We start from the raw sequence: 22493 nt of genomic DNA, 5'->3' as shown, positions 1-22493 counted from the left end.
CGCTGCGAGCGGTGACAGAAGGATGCCGCGCGTGTTACGGAGGGTTGAATTATGTAACGGTTTGTAACAAGCAAAATTAGCCGGATAATAGTATGTCCAGACCTGAAAAGCGGGCCGAGCGTATTCTCATTGTCGATGATGATTCGCGTATCCGTCAGATGGTGACCCGCTATTTCGAGGATGAAGGCTTTGTTGTCATTGGTGCAAGCGATGGCCAGGCCATGCGCAAGGCGCTTTCCGATAATGTGATCGACCTCATTTTGCTCGATCTTGTTCTGCCCAACAGCGAGGACGGGCTTTCGCTTGCGCGGGAAATCCGTGCCGGTTCCGATGTGCCGATTGTCATGCTCACAGGACGCGATGACGTGCTGGACCGCATCATCGGCCTCGAAGTCGGTGCGGATGATTACATTCCGAAACCTTTCCATCTGCGCGAAGTGCTGGCGCGCGTGCGCAGCATACTGCGCCGCCGCAAGCCAGTTGAACCGGTCGCCCAGGACGTCGGCCAGGTTCTGGAGTTTGATGGCTGGAAACTGGAGATCAGCCGTCGACGCCTTTTGAACCCCGGCGAGCAGGAAGTGGAATTAACCACCGGCGAATTCGACATGCTGGCAGTGATGGTGCGCAATTCCGGCCGCGTTTTGACCCGCGAAATGTTGATGGACCAGACGCGCGGCCGACAGTTCGAAGCCTATGACCGTTCGATCGATGCGCAGATCGCGCGACTGCGAAAGAAGATCGAGCCGGATCCGGCGCACCCGACCTTCATTCGCTCCGTGCGCGGGGTGGGCTATATCTTCACCGGCGACTCCAGCGCAGCAAAATCCGCTGCCGGTGCCGACTAACCACCGAACTCGACCCGCGGACAGCCCTTGTCGGCCGCCATCAGATCCAGTTTCTGCTGGAAGGCCATGCGCACACCTTCTTCATCGACAACGCTGGCAACCACATGTAACGGCACCTCCAGCACAGTGCCATCATGTGTCTTTCGGGTGCGGATGACGTAGAGGCCCTTGAGATAACCGAGCGGGTTCAGGCAGACCAGAACCTGCTCGCCTTCTTCGGCCGTATCCACCTGCCCCAACCTGTCCAGGCAGAAGAGACGCCAGTCATCAATGTTACCGGCAAGATCCGCCGCACTCGCCAAAGGAAATGCACGATCAACCTGCGAAGCAGAGAGTTCGCTGACAGTATAAGCGGCGTCCATGGTTGTCCTCCAAGGGAAAACTCCCTCCACGATGCCTGCGGGATCCCTTCCCTGCCCAGGCTCAACCATATTATTAGCATAGGCTTTAGCGTCCGGCCTTGCGCAGGATCAAGAACGGCATCATTCGAGAACAGAAAGTACCGGCGTTTCCAGCAAGCGGCCGGTCACAACATCGGCAATGCCCATATCCGTCTGGTGAGGACCTGCATTGCAGGCAAGCGTTGCGCCAAAGCAGGCCTTGAACACCAGATAGGGCGGCTGCCAGGTGACAAGCTCATCCATCAACGACCGGATCGCGGCAAAGCCGGACGCGATTTCCGCCAGACCAGCCGGTGATACGAGGCCTGCGAGAGGAAGCGGCAGCACCGCCTTCACCTCACCATCCGCGGCAACAGCCAGGCCGCCACCTGCGGCAATCACCGCATTTGCCGCCAAGGCCATATCATGAGGATCCTGACCGAAGACGGTCAGGTTATGACTGTCGTGGGAAACGGTGGTCGCGAAGGCACCCTTCCAGACACCCCAGCCGGTGAGGAAGCCAACCTTCGGCTTTGCATCTGCCAGGCCATGACGATGGGCAACGGCAATGAGCGTCGCGGCCTCCGGCCGAACAACAAACCCATCGCGCACATCGGCTTCGATGTCGCCCCATTGGGTGAAGCGAGGCCTGTCGATGGTGGCAAGACGAACCCGCTGCCCAGACGAGACAACGCGGAAGTCATCGGCCGACAATGGGTCGATCCGCATCGTATCCAGAAGCGGGCTTGCCTCTGCCGGAGACGGCGGCGAAAGCAGAGCACCACCGGCAGCGACCTCGCGGCCGGACACGATGACACGGCGGGCAGCAAACTCCTGAAGATCCTCAAACAGCACCAAATCCGCACGGCGACCCGGCGCAATGACGCCAAGATCCTGCCGACCCAAACGCCGCGCACCGTTAACGGTCGCGGCCTGAAGCGCCCATTCCGGTTTCATCCCGTAGCGCACGAGACGGCGCACGACATCGTCCAACCCGCCCTTGTCATAGAGATCATCCGGGAAGACATCGTCCGTGCACAACGTCACCGTCTGCGGCAGGTGGCCCAACGTGTTGAGCGCCTCAACGAACTCAGGCAGCAGATGGTCATGCGAGCCGCGCAGTTCGATGGTCAGCCCCGCCCGCAGCTTTTCCATGAGGTCTGCGCCCGAGACCAGTTCGTGGTCGGAGGTCACCCCGGCGGTAATGAAAGCCTGTAGATCGGATCCACTCAGACCCCGCGCATGCCCGCAAATCAGCTTTTCCGTGGAAAGCCCCGCCTGGATGATACCTTCCATCCGCGCATCGCCTTCAATGATGCCGCGCATGTTCATCATCTCGGCAATGCCGGCGATGTCGGGACGGGCCAGCAGTTTTTCGAGCGCATCCGGCCCGAAATCGGCGCCGGCGCGTTCGAGACCCGGCGCCGAAGGAACCGAGGACGGCGCCAGCAGGATGACGCGCAGCGGAAGATCGATCACGGCATCCGCCGCCCAGGCGACACCTGCCATGCCGCAGACATTACCGAACTCATGCGGATCCCAAACGACCGTCGTGACGCCGCGCGGTACGACCGCCTGCGCATAGGCCTGGGGCGTCACCATGGAACTTTCGATATGCATATGCGTATCGATAAGGCCCGGAGACACGAAGCTACCGCGCGCGTTGATCGTGCTTGCCGCATCCGATCGGGTGCCGGGCTGGTGCACACTGGCAATCAGCGGACCAACGAGACCAATATCGGCAGCGCGCAACTCGCCGGTGATCACATCGACAACGGTTCCACCCACCACGAGAACATCGAAGGGCGCTTCCCCGCGTGCCGCCTGTACGGCGCGACGGCGCAGTTCCGGTAGATTGAGGTCGAAAAGTTCAAAGGGGCGTGTCAACGCGAAGCTTCCTCTTTGAGAACGTCGAGGATCATGGCGCGTGCAGCCTCGACATCGATATCGGCGGCAAATGCCGCATTGAACGGTGCGCGGCCGGAGCGCTGCTCCACCACGGTTCGCCCGCGTGTGAAGGTACCGGCAAGCTCGATATCAATACGAGCCTCGCGCCAGGTGACGAGATCAGGCTGCACGAACGCCACCGCCGCGATCGCATCATAAAGCGCCATGGCGGGTCGGCCTCGCTCAATGGCGATGTTGATGAAGCCTTCCAGCAGATCTGCGATCAAAGCGGCATTGCGCCCGCCGGCTGAGCGGATCGGCGCTACATCAGCGGGCCATGCCAACACCTTGCGGCAGAGATCGAGATCCACCATGCGGATGGGGAGATCGTGGGCAAAAACGATTGCCGCCGCTTCCGGATCGGCAAAGGCGTTGAATTCCGCGGAGGCGGTGTGGTTGCCGGTCGTCACGCCCCCACCCATCCAGACGATCTCACCGATGCCCGGCAACAGATCCGGCCGGGCAAGGGCGACTGCCGCCAGATTGGTCAGCGGGCCAAGCGCCAGGATGCGACGGTTCGTGCCGGTCTCCAGCCATTGGCAGAGGGAATGGAAAGCATCCTCGACGTGCAGGACCACGGGAACCTCCGGCAGGTGAAGACCCGCCGTTGGCATGCCGTGATCGCCGAGGATGCTCTGGGCCGTTTCGAGACGGCCTAGCACCGGAGACGCGCGTCCCCGGTGAATCGGAAAGGTCCAGTTGAAAGCGGATGCAGCACCAGCAACGTTCTTCTCGACCTGCGCCATGGGGGCGTTGCCGAACACCAGCGACATGCCATCAATGCCGCCAGCGCGATGCTGCATGACAAGCACTGCGGCAATGTCATCAAAGCCGACATCTGTATCGATCCAGGCGCCCATGGTCAAAACGCCCTTTTCGACATGTTGTTAATGCCTTCAAATAAAGAATGCGCCGCGCACGGCTCCCCCGAAAGGACCTGAACCGGGGAAAACCGCACGCGGCTGCCAGCACAGTCCCGCCGCTTGTGGGACTGTTCCGGAATAGAAAGGAAAACCGCGGGAAACATCCGGCGGACATGGGCACTGGAAATGCGAAAGAGGCTTTCCAAAAAGGCGCCAACAGCGGCAGAAATACGGCAGCTTGCAAAGCCTTGCAAACATTTGCGTGATGAGACCTGCTCTTTTGACGGAAGAGGTGAGGCTCCGCTGCAATCAATGATGGCCAACATCATGCGCCACCACCTCGCTGCACTTGGCCGGAAGACTGGCGAACAACCAGTTCCATCGGCACGCGCTCCTGTTCTGCCACAACGGTTCCAAGTTGCCCGCCCGGAAAGCGGGGAACTGTCGCAATGGCATCCACCAGAGCGCCGACCGCGAGATGGGCGACGCGCGCCATATCCATACGCATCGTCGTGAGGCCCGGCGTAACCACCGACGCCCACACCAGATCATCGAAGCCTGTGACGCTTGCCTGATCGGGTACGTTGATGCCATGCCTCTGCAACTCGGTCAGCACCCGAAGCGCTGTCAGATCGGACAAGGCCGCAAAGGCTGTCACACCTTGCTCGACCTGTTCCGCAAGACCAAGCGAGCAACCCTGCCCCTTCTCCGCCTCCAGCTTTTCGATCCAGAGCAAATCCACCTGCACCGAAGCCCCGAAGCCAGCTTTCAAACCACCGACGCGATCGGCCTGCACGTTCGACAGCGGGCTGCCGCCGACAATCACGATGCGACGATGTCCAAGCGACGAAAGATAGCTACCCATCTGTCGCCCGCCATCCCAATGATCGGACGCGACCGTGTTGCCGGGTGTCGACGGGGTATCGACCACCGCGACCGGACAACCGACGTCCAGAATCCGCGTGCCGCGGCGGGGGATGACGATAAGGCCTTCCACGCCCCGCTCGATCAGTCGGTCAATCGCCTGCGTCTGCATTTCCACGTCACCGCGCGAGTCACCGATCAGCACGCCGTAACCGGCGCTGGCAGCAGCATGCTCCATTGCCTGTGCGATCTGCGGGAAAAGCGGATTGGCAATATCAGGCAGAACAAGCCCCAAAACGCCGCTGCGCCCGGTGCGCAAGGCTCGTCCCGCAACACTCGGCACATAGCCAAGGGCGCTCGCCGTCGAACGGATCTGCTCGGCAACTTCAGGGGACACGCGCCCCTTGCCCGAAAGGGCATTGGACACGGTCGCAACCGAGACGCCGAGCGTCTGGGCAATAACGGCCAGTTTGGGCTTGGGGCTTTTCATCGTGGCGGACATGATTAATCGTTTAAGCGTTCTAGCCGCGTTTTTCGACCTTGTCCAGAGAACCGATCCATCTCGCAATGCAGCCTAAACAGGCAATATGATTATAATTTATGCGTAAAATATGGATGCATGAAAATTAGGCTGAAGACCTTGCCTTGCGTCCGCTTCTGCGTCATCACATAGAACATGCTGCAGCCGAACCTCACCATTCTTGTCATTGATGAGAACGCCATCCGCGCCTCGATCATCGAGGAAGGATTGCGTGAGGCAGGCCATGACCGCGTGACCGTGATCCATGAGGTCAATGGGGTGGCGCGCATCATCGAGACTCTGAAGCCCGATGTCATCATCATAGATCTGGAAAATCCGAACCGCGACATGATGGAACACCTGTTCCAGCTGACCCGCACGGTTAGCCGTCCGATCGCCATGTTCGTGGACCGCTCCGACACCGCCTCGATCGAGGCGGCGGTCGAGGCAGGCGTTTCTGCCTACATCGTCGATGGACTGAAGAAAGAGCGCGTCAAGCCGATCCTCGACATGGCCGTCTCGCGCTTCAACGCCTTCAGCCGCCTGCAACGGGAACTGGCGGATGCACGCTCGGCTTTGGAAGAGCGCAAGGTCATCGAGCGCGCCAAGGGTATTTTGATGAAGATGCGCGGCCTATCGGAAGAAGATGCCTTCGCACTGCTGCGCCAGACGGCCATGAACGAGAAGAAGAAGATGTCGGAGATCGCCCAGAGCGTGGTGACGGCGGCGGGGTTGCTGATGTGATGGCGCAACCCGGCAAGAACAGAGTGGAGTGGGGATGATGTCGATCACCCAGAGAAACGGAAGCCTCGGTGCCCCTGCCCTTGTGACGCAGGAAGGCAGTCGCGTGCTGCGCGCCGGCTTCATTCCGCTGGTCGACGCCTCCGTTCTCATCGCAGCGGCAGAATTCGGCTTTGCCCGCAAGGAAGGCCTCACGCTGGAACTGGTCAAGGATGTCTCCTGGGCGAATGTCCGGGATCGGCTGGCCTTCCGCCAGTTTGATATTGCCCACATGCTCTCCCCCATGCCGGTTGCCTCCATGCTCGGCCTCGGCTCCAACCCCTCCCCCACCATTACCCCCTTTTCGCTGGGAAAGGGCGGCAACGCGATCACGCTCTCGACTCGGCTGTTCGGGCGCATGCAAGAGGTCGCGTCCCTTTCGGATCAGGCGAGTGCGCTGGACAATGCCAAGGCGCTGGCGGCCGTTCTTGCCGAAATGCGAGACGCTGGCGAAATGCCGCCGACATTCGGCATGACCTATCCCTTCTCCTCCCACAACTACGAATTCCGCTACTGGCTGGCCGCCGGCGGTATAGACCCGGACAGGGACGTGAAGATGGTCGTGGTGCCGCCGCCGCTGACATCAGATGCGCTCGCCGCCGGTGCCATCGACGGCTTCTGCGTGGGCGCGCCCTGGAACATGGTGGCGTCCGAACGCGGCGTTGGGCGCATCGTCGCCGCCAAGCAGGACATCTGGCCGTCGGCGCCGGAAAAGGTCATTGGCATGCGGCCGGAATGGGCCGAGGCACATCCGGAAACCGTCTCACGCCTGATCGTCGCGCTGGATGCGGCCGCCCGCTGGTGTGACGATCCCGCCAATCATGACGGCCTGGCAGAAGTCCTCGCCACGGATCGCTTCATCGGCGCACCCGTCGATATCATCAGGCATGTGCTTGCAGGCGAATTCAGTCTCGATGCCCAAGGCCATCGCCGCGTGATCGACCGCTATTTCACCTTTCATGGTGACATGGCCAACTATCCAAGGCCCAGCCAGGCGCTCTGGATCTATGCCCAGATGATCCGCTGGGGCCAGACGGGCTTCAGCGACAAGGGGCAAGCTTCCGCAGCAGCCGCCTACCGTCCGGACCTTTACCGCAACGCGATAGGCTTGCCCGATAGCGTTGGACAGGACGACTTCCGCGTCGAAGGCTCCCTCGAAACCGACGCCTTCATGGACGGCTTCATCTTCAATCCGGCCGCCATTGAAGATTATGCCAACGCCTTCCCGGTGCGCAGCCATTTGGCCCAACGGGCTTCCTCAGCAGATACAGACACGTGAGCGACTGCTCAACGGAAGGACACGAATTTTGCGCTGCAGCACAAATCTTGAGCAGCCAGGACAGGCTGCAAAAGATAAGCAGACCTATATACCCAGGCAAAATACTTTTATGTATCAATAGCCTAGCGCGTGAATATCGAAACTGGCACGCAGCTTGCTTCCATAAATACATGCTGATCAACGGCGATCGGCATATGATGACCGCCAAGAAGGCGATCTGACCGACAACGACGTCGCAAGGTTTTTGCTGCCCGGATTCCGAAATCGGATGTCCTGCAGGCGCGAACTCCGAGCGGCGTTTTTTTGTGCCCAAATTTCTCCCAAGCGAACCGACCGACACAAAAAGGGGAACATCCGCATGACGAAGACGGACACGAGCATCACCCGCCGAAGCCTGCTGAAGACGACAGGAACGGCCGCCCTTCTGGGTGCGGTCAAGACGGCATTCCCCTCTGGCGCATTTGCGCAGAGCGCAGGACCGGAAACCACGAAAGCGGTTCTCGGCTTCATCGCGCTGACCGACAGCGCACCGCTGATCGTCGCCAAGGAAAAGGGCCTGTTTGCCAAGTATGGCATGCCGGATGTCGAGGTGGTCAAACAGGCCTCGTGGGGCACGACGCGCGACAACCTCGTGCTCGGCTCTGCCGGCAACGGCATCGACGGCGCGCATATCCTCACGCCGATGCCCTACCTCATCTCGACCGGCAAGGTGACGCAAAACAACCAGCCGCTGCCGATGGTCATCCTCGCCCGCCTCAACCTGGATGCGCAGGCTATCTCCGTCGGTTCCGCCTATGCCGACTTGAAGGTCGGTCTCGACTCCGGCGTGCTGAAGGAAGCTTTTGCCAAGAAGAAGGCGGCAGGCGCACCCGCCAAGGTGGCCATGACCTTCCCCGGCGGCACCCACGATCTCTGGATCCGTTACTGGCTGGCCGCCGGCGGCATCGACCCGGACAAGGATGTCGAAACAATCGTCGTGCCGCCGCCGCAGATGGTGGCCAACATGAAGGTCGGCACCATGGACTGTTTCTGCGTGGGCGAGCCGTGGAACGAGCAGCTGGTCAATCAGGGCATCGGCTATACCGCCGTCAACACGGCCGAGATCTGGAACAAGCACCCGGAAAAATCCTTCGGCATGCGCGCCGACTGGGTGGAGAAGAACCCCCGCGCCACCAAGGCCCTGCTGATGGCCGTGATGGAAGCGGCGCAGTGGTGCGACGACATGAAGAACAAGGATGAACTGGCCGAAATCGTCGGCAAGCGCAGCTGGTTCAACGTGCCATCCAAGGACATCGTCGACCGCATCAAGGGCAAGTACAACTACGGCAATGGCAAGCTGGTCGAGAACAGCCCGCACTTCATGAAGTTCTGGCGCGACCATGCCTCCTACCCCTACCAGAGCCACGATGCCTGGTTCCTGGCGGAAGACATCCGCTGGGGCAAGTTCGCGCCTGATCTCGATATCAAGGCGCTCGTTTCCAAGGTCAACCGTGAGGATCTCTGGCGCGATGCCGCCAAGACGCTGGGGGTATCGGACATCCCGACCTCCACCTCGCGCGGCAAGGAAACCTTCTTCGACGGCAAGGTCTTCGACCCCGAAAATCCGGCGGCCTACCTGAAAAGCCTCACCATCACCCGCATGGCATGACCAGCCTCCGGGCAGCCTGAACTGCTGCCCGGGCCTCAAGACGCAAAAGGAGACCGGCATGTCCGTCACCCAGTTGAACATCAAGGAAGACAAGAAGCCAGCGGCGAAGAAAGCAAGCGTGGTGGCTTTCGTTCCACCCGCCTCTTCGGCACCCTATAGGGCAAAGTTCATGAAGGCCGTGCGTCGCGCTGCCTTGCAGATCCTGCCGCCGGTCATCATGCTGGCTGTCATCCTGCTCGTCTGGCAACTTCTCTGTTCCTCGCCTACATCAAGCCTGCCATCGCCGGGCCGGGTGCTGCATGAGAGCTGGGAATTGATCGCTCATCCCTTCCATGTGGGACAAGGCGTCGATCAGGGCATGTTCTGGCACATCCTGGCAAGCCTGCAGCGCGTTGCCATCGGCTATGCCATTGCGGTCGTGGTGGGTGTCGCGCTTGGCGCGCTGGTCGGCCAGAGCGTATGGGCGATGCGCGGTCTCGATCCCATCTTCCAGGTGCTGCGCACGGTGCCGCCGCTTGCCTGGCTGCCGCTATCGCTGGCCGCCTTCCGCGATGGCAGCCCGTCCGCCATCTTCGTCATCTTCATCACTGCCATCTGGCCGATCATCATCAACACCGCCGTTGGCATCCGCAACATACCGCAGGATTACCAGAACGTCGCCAAGGTGCTGCGGCTCAACGGTTTTGAGTACTTCGGCAAGATCATGCTGCCGGCAGCCGCCCCTTACATCTTCACCGGCCTTCGTATCGGCATCGGCCTTTCCTGGCTTGCCATCGTTGCCGCCGAAATGCTGATCGGTGGCGTCGGCATCGGCTTCTTCATCTGGGATGCCTGGAACTCCTCCCTGATCAGCGACATCATCGTTGCGCTGATCTATGTGGGCGTTGTCGGCTTCTTTCTCGATCGTCTCATTGCTTTCGTCGGGCGCCTCGTCACCCGCGGCACCGCCAACGCCTGAGGAGGACCCCGACCATGGCTCAGCCCTATCTTTCGCTCGAATTCATCGACAAGAGCTTTGAACGCAACGGCATCCGCACGGAAGTCCTGAAACAGGTCTCGCTCGGCGTCGAAAAGGGAGAATACATCTCCATCATCGGCCATTCCGGCTGCGGCAAATCCACCCTCCTCAACATCATCGCAGGGCTTACACAGGCGAGCGAAGGCGTGGTGTTTCTGGAAGGCAAGCCGGTGGACCAGCCTGGTCCGGATCGCGCCGTCGTCTTCCAGAACCATTCGCTCCTGCCTTGGCTCACCGTCTACGAGAATGTCGATCTCGCCGTCTCCAAGGTGTTCCGCGGCATCAAGAGCAAGGCGGAACGGCATGACTGGGTCATGCACAATCTCGACCTGGTGCAGATGGGCCATGCCCGCGACAAGCGCCCGTCCGAAATCTCAGGCGGCATGAAGCAGCGCGTGGGCATTGCCCGTGCGCTGTCCATGGAGCCCAAGATCCTGCTGCTGGACGAGCCCTTCGGCGCACTCGATGCCCTCACCCGCGCCCATCTGCAGGATGCCGTCATGGAAATCCATGCCCGGCTCGGCAACACCATGATCATGATCACCCATGACGTGGACGAGGCGGTACTGCTTTCCGACCGTATCGTGATGATGACGAACGGCCCCTCCGCCCGCATCGGCGAAGTCCTTGAGGTGCCGATTGCACGCCCCCGCAACCGCATCGAACTGGCCTCCGACCGCACCTATCTCAAGTGCCGCGAGGCTGTCCTGAAATTCCTCTACGAGCGTCACCGCTTCGTGGAAGCGGCGGAGTAACAGAGATGACCCAGAAACTTGTCATCATCGGCAATGGCATGGCGCCGGGCCGCATGCTGGAGCATCTGTTCGAGCAGGCGCCGGGTGCTTACGAGGTCACCATCTTCAACGCGGAACCCCGCGTGAACTATGACCGCATCATGCTCTCGCCCGTTTTGTCCGGCGAGAAGACTTATGAAGACATCATCATCCACGGCGATGCCTGGTACGAGACGCATGGCGTAACACTGCATCGTGGCGACAGGATCGTTGCCATCGACCGCGCCAAGCGCACCGTGACCTCGCAAACGGGCGTTGTCGCCGCTTACGACCGGCTGATCATCGCCACCGGATCCAACCCCTTCATCATTCCGGTGCCGGGCAAGGACCTGAAGGGCGTTGTCGCCTATCGCGATCTGGATGATGTCAGCGCCATGCTTGCCGCTGCCGAGATGGGAGGAGAAGCCATCGTGATCGGCGGCGGGCTGCTGGGCCTTGAGGCAGCGGCCGGCCTCAAGGCTCGCGGCATGGATGTGACCGTGCTGCATGTGATGCCGAGCCTGATGGAGCGCCAACTCGATCCCGCCGCCGGCTATCTGCTGCAGAAGGCGCTGGAAGATCGCGGCATCAAGGTCATCTGCAAGGCCAACACCAAGGCGATCCTGGGCAATGGCAAAGTCGAAGCCATTGAACTCGACGATGGCCGCATCATTCCGGCCTCCATCGTCGTCATGGCGGTCGGCATCCGTCCGAATGTGCAGCTGGCGAAGGATGCGGGCCTCGCGGTCAATCGCGGCATCGTCGTCGATGATGGCATGACGACCTCGGACGGTCACATCATGGCTCTTGGCGAATGCGCGGAAGTGGGCGGTCAGGTCTATGGGCTTGTTGCCCCGCTCTACGAAATGGCGCGTATCGCCGCCTCGCATCTGGCGGGCGATAAGAGCCCTGCCTTCGTGCATTCCGATACGCCCACCAAACTCAAGGTGACCGGCATCGACCTCTACTCCTTGGGTGACTTTGCTGAAGGCCCTGACCGCGAGGAAATCGTGCTGCGCGATGCGACAGCTGGCATCTACAAGCGGTTGGTGATCAAGGAAAACCGCATTATCGGCACCGTTTTGTACGGCGAAACCGCCGACGGCGCCTGGTTCAATGACCTGAAGAAGAAGCAGACCGACATCTCCGAGATGCGCGATACGCTGATCTTCGGCCAGGCCTATCAGGGAGGGGCTCCGCTGGACCCTATGGCGGCCGTTGCAGCCTTGCCGGATGATGCGGAAATCTGCGGCTGCAACGGCGTCTGCAAGGGCAAGATCACCTCGACGATCACGACCAAGGGCCTGACTTCGCTGGACGAGGTGCGCGCGCATACCAAGGCGTCCGCCTCCTGCGGCTCCTGCACCGGCCTGGTCGAGCAGCTGATGACGCTGACGCTCGGCGACAAGTACAATCCTGCCGCCGTCACTCCCATGTGCACCTGCACGGAACTGGGTCACGACGATGTACGCCGTCTGATCAAGGCGAAGGGCCTGAAGAGCATCCCCGCCGTGATGCAGGAACTGGAATGGAAAACATCCTGCGGCTGCGCCAAGTGTCGCCCGGCGCTGAATTACTATCTCGTCTGCGACTGGCCGGATGAATATGCGGACGACTACCAGTCCCGTTTCATCAACGAGCGTGTCCATGCCAATATCCAGAAGGACGGCACCTATTCTGTCGTGCCGCGCATGTGGGGTGGCGTGACCAACGCCAAGGAATTGCGGGCGATCGCCGACGTGGTCGACAAGTTCCAGATCCCGATGGTGAAGGTCACAGGCGGCCAGCGCATCGACCTGCTGGGCGTCGAGAAGGAAGACCTGCCAGCCGTCTGGGCCGATCTGGGTGAGGCCGGTTTCATCTCCGGCCAGGCCTATGCCAAGGGATTGCGCACCGTAAAGACCTGCGTCGGCTCCGACTGGTGCCGCTTCGGTACGCAAGATTCGACAGGCCTCGGCATCCGCATCGAAAAATTCATGTGGGGTTCCTGGACGCCTGCCAAGTTGAAGCTCGCCGTTTCCGGGTGTCCGCGCAATTGCGCGGAAGCGACCTGCAAGGATATCGGCGTGATCTGCGTGGATTCCGGCTTCGAGATCCATTTTGCCGGTGCCGCCGGTCTCGACATCAAGGGCACCGATGTTCTGGGTCTGGTGAAGACCGAGGATGAGGCGCTGGAGGTGATCGTGGCACTCACCCAGATGTACCGCGAGCAGGCCCGCTATCTGGAGCGCATCTACAAATGGGCGAAACGCGTGGGCCATGACGAGATCCGCAAGCAGATCCTGGAAAATACGGAGCGTCGCAAGGCCTATTACGACCGCTTCGTCTTCAGCCAGAAATTCGCGCAGGTCGATCCTTGGTCGGAGCGCGTCTCCGGCAAGGACAAGCACGAGTTCAAGCCCATGGCGAGCGTCGGTTACGGCGAAGCTGCAGAATAAAGCTCCCTTCTCCCTTGGGGAGAAGGTGCCCGAAGGGCGGATGAGGGGGGCCAATGCTGCCCTCCCCTAGCCCTCTCCCTACCAGCAGGGGGAGGGGTCTTCAACCGGAAGGATTATCCCATGAACTGGAAAGCCATCGGCCATATCGACGACATCCCGCTGCGCGGTGCCCGTTGTGTGAAGACGCCGGGCATGAACATCGCCGTGTTCCGCACCAGCGAGAACGAAGTCTTCGCCATCGAAAACCGTTGCCCGCACAAGGCAGGCCCCCTGTCGGAAGGCATCGTGCATGGCAAGTCCGTCACCTGCCCGCTGCACAACTGGGTCATCTCGCTGGAAAGCGGCATGGCCCAAGGCGCGGATGAAGGCGAAGTGCGAACCTTCGAACTCCGCAACGACAACGGCACGCTCTCGATTTTGCTGGATCACCCCATGATGGTGGCGGCGGAGTAGACGGTGATGACAGCAGGTTTACCCCCCTCTGCCCTGCCGGGCATCTCCCCCTCAAGGGGGGAGATCGATTCGCGGCAAGCCAACTGCCCCACATTCACCCTGAGGTACTTTGGTCTCACTTTTTGGGCTTGGGTACGAACGATTTTGGATCGAGCGAGGGCCGATATGCCGATCTCCCCCCTTGAGGGGGAGATGTCCGGCAGGACAGAGGGGGGTGAAAGAGCGGTAAACTTTGAAGGTGCAGCCCATGCCCACTGAAACCCGCACCACCTGTCCCTATTGCGGCGTCGGCTGCGGTGTCATCGCCCGCCGCGAAGATGACGGCCAGGTCAGCGTCAAGGGCGACCCGGATCATCCCGCCAATTTCGGCAGGCTCTGTTCGAAGGGCTCGGCGCTGGCGGAAACCATTGATCTCGACGGACGTCTTCTGACGCCGAAGATCGGGGGAGAAGCGGTTGAGTGGGACACGGCGCTCGATCTGGTGGCAGAGAGGTTTTCGCGGACAATTGCCGAACACGGACCGGATTCGGTCGCCTTCTACGTCTCCGGCCAGATCCTTACAGAGGATTATTACGTCGCCAACAAACTGATGAAAGGCTTCATCGGATCGGCCAATATCGATACCAATTCGCGGCTCTGCATGTCCTCTTCGGTGGCGGGCCATCGCCGCGCCTTCGGCTCCGATACCGTCCCCGGAACCTATGAGGATATCGAACTGGCGGATCTGGTTGTTCTCACCGGCTCCAATCTCGCCTGGTGCCATCCGGTCATCTACCAGCGGCTGGCGGCAGCCAAGCAGGCACGCCCCCTTATGAAGGTGGTAGTGATCGACCCCCGCCGCACCATGACCTGCGACATCGCCGATCTGCATCTGGCGATCCGGCCGGATGGCGATGTCGCCTTGTTCATGGGTCTGCTCGCGCATCTGGTAAAGGCGGGCCGGATCGATGAGGCCTATATCGGTGCGCATACGACAGGCTTTGCCGAAGCCTTCGAGAAGACAGCTTCCCTGACCAACGCCGATCTGATCGAGGCAACCGGCCTACCGGCTATGCAGATCCGCGAATTCTTCCGTCTGTTCGAGGCAACGGAAAAGGTCGTCACCTGCTACAGCCAGGGCGTCAACCAGTCTGAGAGCGGCACCGACAAGGTCAATGCCATCATCAACTGCCATCTGGCGACAGGCCGCATCGGCCGCCCGGGCATGGGGCCTTTTTCGCTGACCGGCCAGCCGAATGCCATGGGCGGGCGCGAAGTCGGTGGCCTTGCCAATATGCTGGCGGCCCATATGGCGCTCGAAAGTGCCGGGGATCGCGACCGCGTCCAGCGCTTCTGGAACTCGCCGATAATCGCGGACAAACCCGGCCTGAAGGCAGTCGACATATTCCGCGCCGTGGCCGATGGGCGCATCAAGGCGATTTGGATCATGGCGACGAACCCGGTCGTCTCGCTGCCGGAAGCAGATCTGGTGCGCGCAGCCCTTGCCGCCTGCCCCTTTGTCGTCGTCTCCGACATCCTGGAAAAAACCGACACCACAGCCTTCGCCCATGTGCTTTTGCCCTCGCTCGGCTGGGGCGAGAAGGACGGCACCGTCACCAATTCCGAACGCCGCATGTCCCGTCAGCGCGCATTTCTTTCGGCACCCGGCGACGCGAAAACCGATTGGTGGCAGATGGCGGAAATGGGTCGCCGCATGGGCTTTGGAAAGGCGTTCGGCTGGAGGAATGCCGCCGAAGTCTTTGCCGAACACGCCGCCCTTTCCGCCTTTGAAAACAATGGCAGCCGCGATTTCGATATCGGCGCTTTCGCTGACATTGAGCCCGACGCCTACGACGACCTGAAGCCCGTCCAATGGCCGCAACGCGTCGGTCAGCAGCAGGTTGAAACACGCTTCTTTGCCGATGGCCGCTTTTACCATGCGGATGGCAAGGCGCGCTTCATCGCAGTGGAGGCAGCGGTCCAGGCAGCGCCGACGAATACGTTTATCCTCAACACAGGTCGGGTGCGCGACCACTGGCACACCATGACCCGGACGGGAAAGAGCGCACGCCTTTCCACCCATCTGGCCGAACCCTTCGTGGAAATTCACCCCGCCGATGCAGACCGTCTCGGCATCCGCGCCGCCGAACTGGTCGAGGTGGCAAGCCCGCATGGCCGCGTGCTTCTGCGCGCACTCGTCACCCCCCGTCAGGCGCAGGGTAATCTCTTTGCCCCGATCCACTGGAATGACCAGTTTGCGTCGAATGCCCGCGTCGGCTCCGTCATCAAGGCGGTCACCGATCCCTTTTCCGGCCAGCCTGCTTCCAAGATGGCGCGCGTGACGGCAGCGCCCTATGAGGCAGAAGTCTATGGCTTCGCTGTCAGCGTGGAAAAGCCGCAAGCCATCGAGGCCGATTATTGGGCTCTCGCCAAGGCCGACGGCGGATGGCGAATGGAACTGGCCTTTGCGTCAGCCCCGGCGGATTGGACCGCATGGGCCGCCAAAACCCTTGGTTTGCCCGAAGACGCCGAAGCGATCGCCTATGAAGATGGTCCTTCCGGCACACGACGATTGGCTTTTTTCAAGGAAACGCGTCTTTTGGCAGGATTATTCCTTGCGAAAGAGCCCGTTCCGGTGGCACGAGACTTCCTGGTTTCGCAGCTTTCCTCGGCCGTGGCCGGAATGCGCGAACGTTTCCAGATCCTGGCTGGACGCCCCGATGCGGGAAAAGTGGACAAGGGACAAATTGTCTGCTCCTGCATGAGCGTCGGCGTTCATCAAATCGTTGCCGCCATCCGGCAAGGCTGCGACAATGTCGAGGCGATCGGCCGGGAAACGAAAGCGGGAACCAATTGCGGCTCGTGCCGCGCCGAGATCAAGGAGATCATGCATGGAAGCCTTGCAGCCGCTGCGGAATGACGAGCGTCGTTCGACGCCTGCCCGCATGGAGCCTTTGGCAAAGCTGCCCGTCTTCTTCGGCCTTGAAGGCAAGCAGGTCGTGCTGGCGGGCGGATCCGATGGCGCCGCCTGGAAGGCCGAGCTTCTGATCGCCTGCGGCGCCACCGTGCGCCTTTATTGCCCGAAAGACGAACTGGGCGATGTGATGCGCAATCTGATTGCCCAGCACTCTGATGAGAATTCGCCCCTCATCCACCACGACCGCCCGTGGTCCATCGACATCTTCGAAAATGCAGCGCTGGCGCTTCTCGATTGCGAAACCAATGAGGAAGCCAAAGCCTTCTATTGCGCGGCGAAAGCTGCGGGCGTTCCGGTCAATGTCATCGACAAGCCTGCCTTCTGCCAGTTCCAGTTCGGCTCGATCGTCAATCGCTCGCCGGTTGTCATTGCCATTTCCACCGATGGCGCAGCCCCCATTCTTGCGCAGGCGATCCGCCGCCGCATCGAAACCCTGCTGCCCCCGGCGCTGAAAGCTTGGGCGGGTATTGCGCAATCCATTCGCGAGGCGGTGAATGAGCGCCTGAAGCCCGGCACGGAGCGCCGCACCTTCTGGGAGCGATTCGTCGACCGCGTCTTCCGGGAAGTCCCGGCGGAGGGTGTCGCCGAACAGCTGATTGCCGATGCCGAGCACATCATGCAGCCGGAGACGGCGCCCATGGTCGGTCGCGTTACCCTCGTTGGCGCAGGCCCCGGCGATGCGGAACTGCTGACACTGAAGGCCGTGCGCGCCCTTCAGGCTGCCGACGTGATCCTTTTCGACGATCTGGTTTCTGGCGATGTTCTGGAGCTGGCGCGGCGCGAAGCCAAGCGCATGCTGGTCGGCAAGCGCGGCGGTCGCGAAAGCTGCAAGCAGGAAGATATCAACGCAACGATGATCTCGCTTGCCAAGGCGGGCAAGCGCGTCGTGCGGCTGAAATCCGGCGACCCCATGATCTTTGGCCGCGCGGGCGAGGAAATCGAAAGCCTGGAACGCGAGGGTATTCCGGTGGAGATCGTGCCCGGCGTCACCGCCGCGACCGCCATGGCCGCACGTCTCGGCGTTTCGCTGACCCACCGTGACCACGCGCAATCGGTGCGCTTCGTCACGGGCCATTCACGCAAGGGCGAACTGCCGTCTGATCTCGACTGGTCGAAGCTGGCGGATGCCAGCGTCACCACAGTCTTCTACATGGGCGGCCGCACGGCGGCTGCGATCACGGAAAAGCTCACCGGCAATGGCATGAGCGCGCAAACGCCCGCCGTGATCTTCAGTGCCATTGCCCGTGAAGACGAACGCCGCTGGGTCGGCCGCCTGGTCGATATGCCGGCCGCCATGGCCGAGATCGGTTACGAGAACCCCGTGCTGATCGGTATCGGCGACGCCTTCGTCAAGGCGCTGAAAGACGCGGATCAGCAGCGGCCCGCCGAAAGCCAGCAGGCCGCAATCGGATAATTCTACCGCGGCCGTTCCTCATGCATGGCCGCGACGATCGTCCTGAACAGGGGCAGATCGGAAAACTGCTCCAAACTGACCGACAGCTTCGGCTTCCAGTTCGGGTAGCTTTCGCTGGTACCGGGCACATTGGTCGGCTCTTTTTCCCTCGTGAGATCGGCAAGGCGGATGGCGAGCAGCATGGAGGGCGTGCGCGCCACAAATCGATAGGCATTGAGCGTCAGCTGCTCCACATCCTCGTCGGATAGCTCCTCTGCCTCGGTCGGGACGGTTAGCCCTTCCACCTCGAACGCCTTTGCCAGATAACCGCGTTCCTTCACGCGCTCGGCAAGCTGAGCGTCAGCGGTGGCGTCATCGATCAGCCCATGCTTGCGCCGCATCTCGACATCCTTTCCGAGCCACCATCCGCCGATGGTCTGGTGGTCCTGCGTGGAGATGCAGGCCAAGGCCAGCGCCGGATAATCCTCCACAGGCTTGAAGCCTGTCGCATCGCGCTCATAGGACAGGATCTTGTAGGAAAGGATGTGCGCCGCCGCGAGATCGCCCTGCAGCCCCTCGGGCAAAATGCCGAGATCCTCGCCAATCACGAGGCATTCGTGGGCGTGAGAGGCGTCCGCCAGAACGTCGAACATCGCGCTTTGCGGGTAATTCACATACGCGCCTTCCGCCGGCGTGCCATCCGAGGGAACGATGAACAGCCGCCTGAGAGCTGCCGCATGATCGATGCGGATCGCGCCCGCATAGCGCATCGCAGCATCTACGATCCGGCAATAGGGAGCATCTTCCCCATCGGCGATCTTGGCCGGAAGGAAGGCCGCGAGCCGCCAGTCCTGCCCCTCCAGCGCCCAGGGCTCCGGCGGAATGCCGATGCTGGCGTCGCGCACATAGACGTCACGCCGGCTCCAGGTGGCGGAACCATCGAGCGCCTCGCCGACGGCGAGATCGAGATAGAGCCCGATGCGCATGCCGCTCCGTCGCGCTCGCTCCCCCACCTCCTGCAACTGACGATGCGCCAGAAACTGCAGCCACATGTGAAATTCGATCTCGTCCAGTCTCGACTGGGCGAAGTGTTGCACCGCCTCACCGGTCGGGTCCTGCAGCTCCTCCGGCCACGAACGCCATCCGGCGCCAAGGCCACGTTCCACCATCTCGGCAGAGATCACTTCGAACAGCGCATGGCGCCTTAGGCCGCTACCCCGTTCGTCGCAGAAGGCGGAAAATGCAGCCTGATCTTCCGCCATCAGGATGCCGCCAGCCTTCTGCCTCTCGCGCCAGACCCGGCGCAGGACGGCGAGCTTCAGCTTCGCGACACCGACGTAGTCCACCAACTCCGTCGAGCGAAGCCGATTGATTTCTGTTTCTTCAGACTGGGTCAATGCCACGCCCGGCAGCAGATCGACCGCGATATAGAGCGGATTGAGCCATTGCTTACCGGATGGCTCATAGGGGCTGCACCGGTTGGGATCCGCCAGAAACGGCGCATGCAGCGGAGTCAGCCCCACAAAGTCGGCACCGGCCGAACCCGCCAATTCGCAAAGCTGCGCCAGATCCTCGAAATCGCCGATGCCCCAGTTGCGGGCAGACCGCAGCTCATATGGTTCCAGCGAAATGCCCCAGACTTTGCTGTCCTCCAGAAAGGAAGGCACGAAGCAGACGGGCATCTTCGCTTCAGAGCTCTCTGGTACCTCTACATCCAACGCCCGCAACAACTTGCGCTTGGTTTCGGAGGAAACACGGATCACCTTGCCCTCGGGCGTGGGACGGTAGGGCGCTATGCCATGGTCACGCGCCAGCGCATCCAGATCTGTCTTCAAAGCGTGATCAGGCATTGCGCAGGCTCCACTTCACCGACCAGGGACCAGCAGCACCGGCCTCGATAGAGCCAAGATGCAGAAGCTCTTCGGGAGCCTCCGCTGCCTGCGGCAACGCTGCCTCTTCACCGGACAGATTGGCGAGAAGTTGCAGCACCTTTGAGCCGAGCTGCCACTCCACGACAAGGGCCTCGCCAGAGGTCGCCCAACAGCCGGGACCTCTCGCATTTTTCAGGAGCGGCACAACGCTCTCCCGCCGAACCCTCAGAAGGTCTCGATAGAAGGAGAGCCAGTTTTCGCCAGACGTCTCCCGCGTCGCCGCCCAGTCCAGCTTGGCACTTTCAAAGGTTTCGCGCGCGGTCGGGTCCTGCAGGTCGTCTGCATCAAACCCTGGCAAGCGCGAGAGTTCCTCCCGGCGGCCCTTGCGTACCTTCTCGTTCAGCTCTTCATCGAAGTCGCAGAAATAAGGAAAAGGTTCGGGGGCCCCCCATTCTTCCCCCATGAACAACATGGGCAGTTGCGGTGCCAAGAGATAGACGGCCGCAATGGCGCGCAGACGTTCCGCCGGCTGCGCGGTGACCATGCGATCACCCAGCGCGCGGTTGCCGATCTGGTCATGGTTCTGGATAAAGGAAATGAAGGCGGTCGGCGGCAGATCGAGGGTTGGCTTGCCGCGGGTCTCGCCGCGATAGGGCATCATCTCGCCCTGGAAGATGAACCCCTCAGCAAGTGCCTTGCCGATGACCTCCGCGCCGCCTTGGTAATCGGCGTAGTAGCCGAAGTCTTCGCCGGTCGCGGCGCGGTGCAGTACATGGTGAATGTCGTCATTCCACTGCGCCGTGTACAGCAACGGTTTGCCCGAGGGATCGCGGCGCAGCAGGTCGCTGTTGTTGTCCTCGTTCTCCACCACCAGATGCACATGGCGGTCACCGGCAGCTTCGCGAACACGGCGCGCCAACTCGTCGAGCAGATGCTCCCAGCTATCGTCGCGGATGGCATGGACGGCATCCAGCCGCAGCCCATCCACCCGGAACTGAGTGACCCAATAGATCGCATTGTGGATAACGAATTCGCGGATCGGGACAGAGCTGTCGCCATCGTAATTGATGCCGTTGCCCCAAGGCGTCTTGTGGCGATCGGTGAACAGGGGCGCATAGACTGGCAGGTAGTTCCCATCCGGGCCGAAGTGATTGTAGACCACATCCAGGAACACGCAGATGCCCCGTTCATGCGCGGCATCGATCAGCGCCATCAGGTCTTCCGGGCGGCCATAGCTGCTGTCGGGCGCATAGGGCAAAACACCATCATAGCCCCAACCATAGGCGCCGGGAAAATCGGCTACCGGCATGATCTGGATCGCCGTTACGCCGAGTTCTTTGAGATGATCGAGCTTGTCGATCGCCGCGAGGAAGGTACCCTCCGGCGTGAAGGCACCGATATGCAATTCGTAAAGCACCAGTTCTTCGACCGGACGCCCTTTCCACTCGGTCTGTTTCCAAGAGTAGGATGTGAGATCCACCACTTCACTTGGGCCATGCACATCATGCGGCTGATATCGCGAGGCCGGGTCTGGCACGGCCAGCCCGTCCGGCAGGATAAAGCTGTAGCGCGCGGATGCACCCACACCTTCGACCGTCAGCTCATGCCAACCGTGATCCCGCGGCTCCATGTCCGCCACCTCACGGCCTTCGATTTTCAGCTGGATGCGGTCATGCAACGGCGCCCAAAACCGGAACAGAACCTCAGATGGAGAAAGAACCGGGCCGAAGAGAAGCTCAGTCAAGTCAGTGCCCTTCCTGATGAATGGAGTGGCACCTTAACGTCAGCGGAGGGCAAAGGTTTCCGCTGATCGACTATAACTGATCAGCAAAGAACGCGCGCTTGGCTACTGGTGGCAACCTCTTCGCCCATCTCCAGCAGGGCTTCTTCAAGAGCCATCTCAACACGTGCATGATTGGCGTTGCGCGCAAGCGCATGGGCTGTGCGATAGCTGGCGATCCGCCAAGTGCTTTCGATCTCCTCACGACCTTCATTCATTTCGCCGAGATCAGCGAATATGACGCCTGTCAGGACGGACGGAAGATCATTCTCGTCGCGAAAACAATGTCCAATGGATAGAATGTGTCGAACACTGCCATCCGGTCGAATGACGCGGTGCTCCGTGCAATATTGTTGCCCCGATGTAATGGTTTCATGCATAGACCGCGCGACATCCGGGCGGTCCTCTTCATGTATTCTCAGAAGCATTGCAGCAATGGGCAGGCCGCGCGAAAGCTCTTCCGGTTCTACACCAAACAATTCAGCGATAGGGGCATCAGCTTGCACAAGATCTTTTCTGAGATCCCAGCAAAAAACGCCCACTTGCTCTGGTGTAAATGAAAGACTACGGACTGACGGAGGATCAAACGATGCCATCCATTCCCTCGATAAAAGAAAACTCGCATACGATAATATCGGCGACGACCTGATCGTCCAAGACGTATATCAAACGATTTAAACCTATG

At 61.0% G+C, this 22493-nt stretch carries 18 protein-coding genes; 10 read left to right on the top strand and 8 right to left on the bottom strand.

Annotated elements, in window-relative coordinates; genetic code table 11:
• Positions 1 to 92 precede the first annotated feature (92 nt).
• Positions 93 to 845: a response regulator gene (locus Q2T52_RS19160; protein WP_302078437.1), complete on the top strand. Its 753-nt coding sequence runs from the start codon at positions 93 to 95 to the stop codon at positions 843 to 845.
• On the opposite strand, the gene Q2T52_RS19155 is transcribed toward Q2T52_RS19160, so the two are convergent.
• The 5 genes from Q2T52_RS19155 to Q2T52_RS19135 all read right to left on the bottom strand — a co-directional run bounded on the left by Q2T52_RS19155 (position 842) and on the right by Q2T52_RS19135 (position 5389).
• Positions 842 to 1207 carry a hypothetical protein gene (locus Q2T52_RS19155; protein WP_302078436.1) on the bottom strand — a complete coding sequence of 122 codons (366 nt, stop codon included), beginning with the start codon at positions 1205 to 1207 and terminating at the stop codon, positions 842 to 844. The genes Q2T52_RS19160 and Q2T52_RS19155 overlap by 4 nt on opposite strands.
• 120 nt (positions 1208 to 1327) lie before the next feature.
• Positions 1328 to 3112, bottom strand: coding sequence for an adenine deaminase (locus Q2T52_RS19150; RefSeq protein ID WP_302078435.1), 1785 nt, complete (start codon positions 3110 to 3112; stop codon positions 1328 to 1330).
• Complete coding sequence (locus tag Q2T52_RS19145) at positions 3109 to 4032, bottom strand: nucleoside hydrolase (RefSeq protein ID WP_302078434.1); 924 nt, start codon at positions 4030 to 4032, stop codon at positions 3109 to 3111. Before Q2T52_RS19145 ends, Q2T52_RS19150 begins: the two co-directional genes overlap by 4 nt.
• 2 nt (positions 4033 to 4034) lie before the next feature.
• Entirely contained in the window at positions 4035 to 4364 is a 330-nt protein-coding gene (locus tag Q2T52_RS19140; protein ID WP_302078433.1) for a hypothetical protein, read from the bottom strand.
• Positions 4361 to 5389 (bottom strand): LacI family DNA-binding transcriptional regulator, encoded by a 1029-nt coding sequence (locus tag Q2T52_RS19135; protein WP_302078569.1) that lies wholly within the window; start codon positions 5387 to 5389, stop codon positions 4361 to 4363. The genes Q2T52_RS19140 and Q2T52_RS19135 overlap by 4 nt, the downstream gene beginning before the upstream one ends.
• 186 nt (positions 5390 to 5575) lie before the next feature.
• Here Q2T52_RS19135 and Q2T52_RS19130 point away from each other — a divergent pair, with 186 nt between their 5' ends.
• The 9 genes from Q2T52_RS19130 to cysG all read left to right on the top strand — a co-directional run bounded on the left by Q2T52_RS19130 (position 5576) and on the right by cysG (position 18178).
• Complete coding sequence (locus Q2T52_RS19130) at positions 5576 to 6163, top strand: ANTAR domain-containing response regulator (protein ID WP_302078432.1); 588 nt, start codon at positions 5576 to 5578, stop codon at positions 6161 to 6163.
• A gap of 28 nt (positions 6164 to 6191) precedes the next feature.
• The gene (locus Q2T52_RS19125) at positions 6192 to 7478 is read left to right on the top strand and encodes a CmpA/NrtA family ABC transporter substrate-binding protein (protein ID WP_436799558.1); all 1287 of its coding nucleotides are present in this window, start codon (positions 6192 to 6194) and stop codon (positions 7476 to 7478) included.
• Positions 7479 to 7836: 358 nt separating this feature from the next.
• Entirely contained in the window at positions 7837 to 9126 is a 1290-nt protein-coding gene (locus Q2T52_RS19120) for a CmpA/NrtA family ABC transporter substrate-binding protein (RefSeq protein WP_302078430.1), read from the top strand.
• 58 nt (positions 9127 to 9184) lie between these two features.
• The gene (gene ntrB, locus Q2T52_RS19115; protein WP_302078429.1) at positions 9185 to 10084 is read left to right on the top strand and encodes a nitrate ABC transporter permease; all 900 of its coding nucleotides are present in this window, start codon (positions 9185 to 9187) and stop codon (positions 10082 to 10084) included.
• 14 nt (positions 10085 to 10098) lie between these two features.
• The gene (locus Q2T52_RS19110; RefSeq protein ID WP_302078428.1) at positions 10099 to 10899 is read left to right on the top strand and encodes an ABC transporter ATP-binding protein; all 801 of its coding nucleotides are present in this window, start codon (positions 10099 to 10101) and stop codon (positions 10897 to 10899) included.
• Positions 10900 to 10904: 5 nt separating this feature from the next.
• Positions 10905 to 13355: a nitrite reductase large subunit NirB gene (gene nirB / locus Q2T52_RS19105; protein ID WP_302078427.1), complete on the top strand. Its 2451-nt coding sequence runs from the start codon at positions 10905 to 10907 to the stop codon at positions 13353 to 13355.
• A gap of 120 nt (positions 13356 to 13475) precedes the next feature.
• Positions 13476 to 13808 (top strand): nitrite reductase small subunit NirD, encoded by a 333-nt coding sequence (gene nirD, locus Q2T52_RS19100; RefSeq protein WP_302078426.1) that lies wholly within the window; start codon positions 13476 to 13478, stop codon positions 13806 to 13808.
• 247 nt (positions 13809 to 14055) lie between these two features.
• Positions 14056 to 16707: a nitrate reductase gene (locus Q2T52_RS19095; protein WP_302078425.1), complete on the top strand. Its 2652-nt coding sequence runs from the start codon at positions 14056 to 14058 to the stop codon at positions 16705 to 16707.
• A complete protein-coding gene (gene cysG / locus Q2T52_RS19090; protein ID WP_302078424.1) occupies positions 16679 to 18178 on the top strand; it encodes a siroheme synthase CysG in 1500 nt (499 codons plus the stop codon). The genes Q2T52_RS19095 and cysG overlap by 29 nt, the downstream gene beginning before the upstream one ends.
• A gap of 2 nt (positions 18179 to 18180) precedes the next feature.
• Here the strand turns inward: cysG and malQ are convergent, their stop codons facing one another.
• The 3 genes from malQ to Q2T52_RS19075 all read right to left on the bottom strand — a co-directional run bounded on the left by malQ (position 18181) and on the right by Q2T52_RS19075 (position 22404).
• Positions 18181 to 20007, bottom strand: a complete 1827-nt coding sequence (malQ, locus tag Q2T52_RS19085; protein ID WP_302078423.1) for a 4-alpha-glucanotransferase — start codon at positions 20005 to 20007, stop codon at positions 18181 to 18183.
• Positions 20000 to 21772 carry a malto-oligosyltrehalose trehalohydrolase gene (treZ, locus tag Q2T52_RS19080; RefSeq protein WP_302078422.1) on the bottom strand — a complete coding sequence of 591 codons (1773 nt, stop codon included), beginning with the start codon at positions 21770 to 21772 and terminating at the stop codon, positions 20000 to 20002. Before treZ ends, malQ begins: the two co-directional genes overlap by 8 nt.
• An 80-nt stretch (positions 21773 to 21852) precedes the next feature.
• Positions 21853 to 22404, bottom strand: a complete 552-nt coding sequence (locus tag Q2T52_RS19075) for a PAS domain-containing protein (RefSeq protein ID WP_302078421.1) — start codon at positions 22402 to 22404, stop codon at positions 21853 to 21855.
• Positions 22405 to 22493: the final 89 nt, after the last annotated feature.

The organism is Rhizobium oryzicola, assembly GCF_030504645.1.
In the GTDB taxonomy this organism is placed as follows: Bacteria; Pseudomonadota; Alphaproteobacteria; order Rhizobiales; family Rhizobiaceae; genus Neorhizobium; species Neorhizobium oryzicola.
The sequence above is the reverse complement of the archived record's forward strand: the minus strand, read 5'-3'. Positions and strand labels throughout refer to the sequence as shown.

What these genes read in the sequence shown, in the direction of transcription:
- Q2T52_RS19160 (WP_302078437.1), top strand. Translation starts at nt 93, where the DNA reads ATGTCCAGACCTGAAAAGCGGGCCGAGCGTATTCTCATTGTCGATGAT.
- Q2T52_RS19155 (WP_302078436.1), bottom strand. Translation starts at nt 1,207, where the DNA reads ATGGACGCCGCTTATACTGTCAGCGAACTCTCTGCTTCGCAGGTTGAT.
- Q2T52_RS19145 (WP_302078434.1), bottom strand. Translation starts at nt 4,032, where the DNA reads ATGGGCGCCTGGATCGATACAGATGTCGGCTTTGATGACATTGCCGCA.
- Q2T52_RS19140 (WP_302078433.1), bottom strand. Translation starts at nt 4,364, where the DNA reads ATGATGTTGGCCATCATTGATTGCAGCGGAGCCTCACCTCTTCCGTCA.
- Q2T52_RS19135 (WP_302078569.1), bottom strand. Translation starts at nt 5,389, where the DNA reads ATGAAAAGCCCCAAGCCCAAACTGGCCGTTATTGCCCAGACGCTCGGC.
- Q2T52_RS19130 (WP_302078432.1), top strand. Translation starts at nt 5,576, where the DNA reads ATGCTGCAGCCGAACCTCACCATTCTTGTCATTGATGAGAACGCCATC.
- Q2T52_RS19120 (WP_302078430.1), top strand. Translation starts at nt 7,837, where the DNA reads ATGACGAAGACGGACACGAGCATCACCCGCCGAAGCCTGCTGAAGACG.
- ntrB (WP_302078429.1), top strand. Translation starts at nt 9,185, where the DNA reads ATGTCCGTCACCCAGTTGAACATCAAGGAAGACAAGAAGCCAGCGGCG.
- Q2T52_RS19110 (WP_302078428.1), top strand. Translation starts at nt 10,099, where the DNA reads ATGGCTCAGCCCTATCTTTCGCTCGAATTCATCGACAAGAGCTTTGAA.
- nirB (WP_302078427.1), top strand. Translation starts at nt 10,905, where the DNA reads ATGACCCAGAAACTTGTCATCATCGGCAATGGCATGGCGCCGGGCCGC.
- nirD (WP_302078426.1), top strand. Translation starts at nt 13,476, where the DNA reads ATGAACTGGAAAGCCATCGGCCATATCGACGACATCCCGCTGCGCGGT.
- Q2T52_RS19095 (WP_302078425.1), top strand. Translation starts at nt 14,056, where the DNA reads ATGCCCACTGAAACCCGCACCACCTGTCCCTATTGCGGCGTCGGCTGC.
- cysG (WP_302078424.1), top strand. Translation starts at nt 16,679, where the DNA reads ATGGAAGCCTTGCAGCCGCTGCGGAATGACGAGCGTCGTTCGACGCCT.
- malQ (WP_302078423.1), bottom strand. Translation starts at nt 20,007, where the DNA reads ATGCCTGATCACGCTTTGAAGACAGATCTGGATGCGCTGGCGCGTGAC.
- Q2T52_RS19075 (WP_302078421.1), bottom strand. Translation starts at nt 22,404, where the DNA reads ATGGCATCGTTTGATCCTCCGTCAGTCCGTAGTCTTTCATTTACACCA.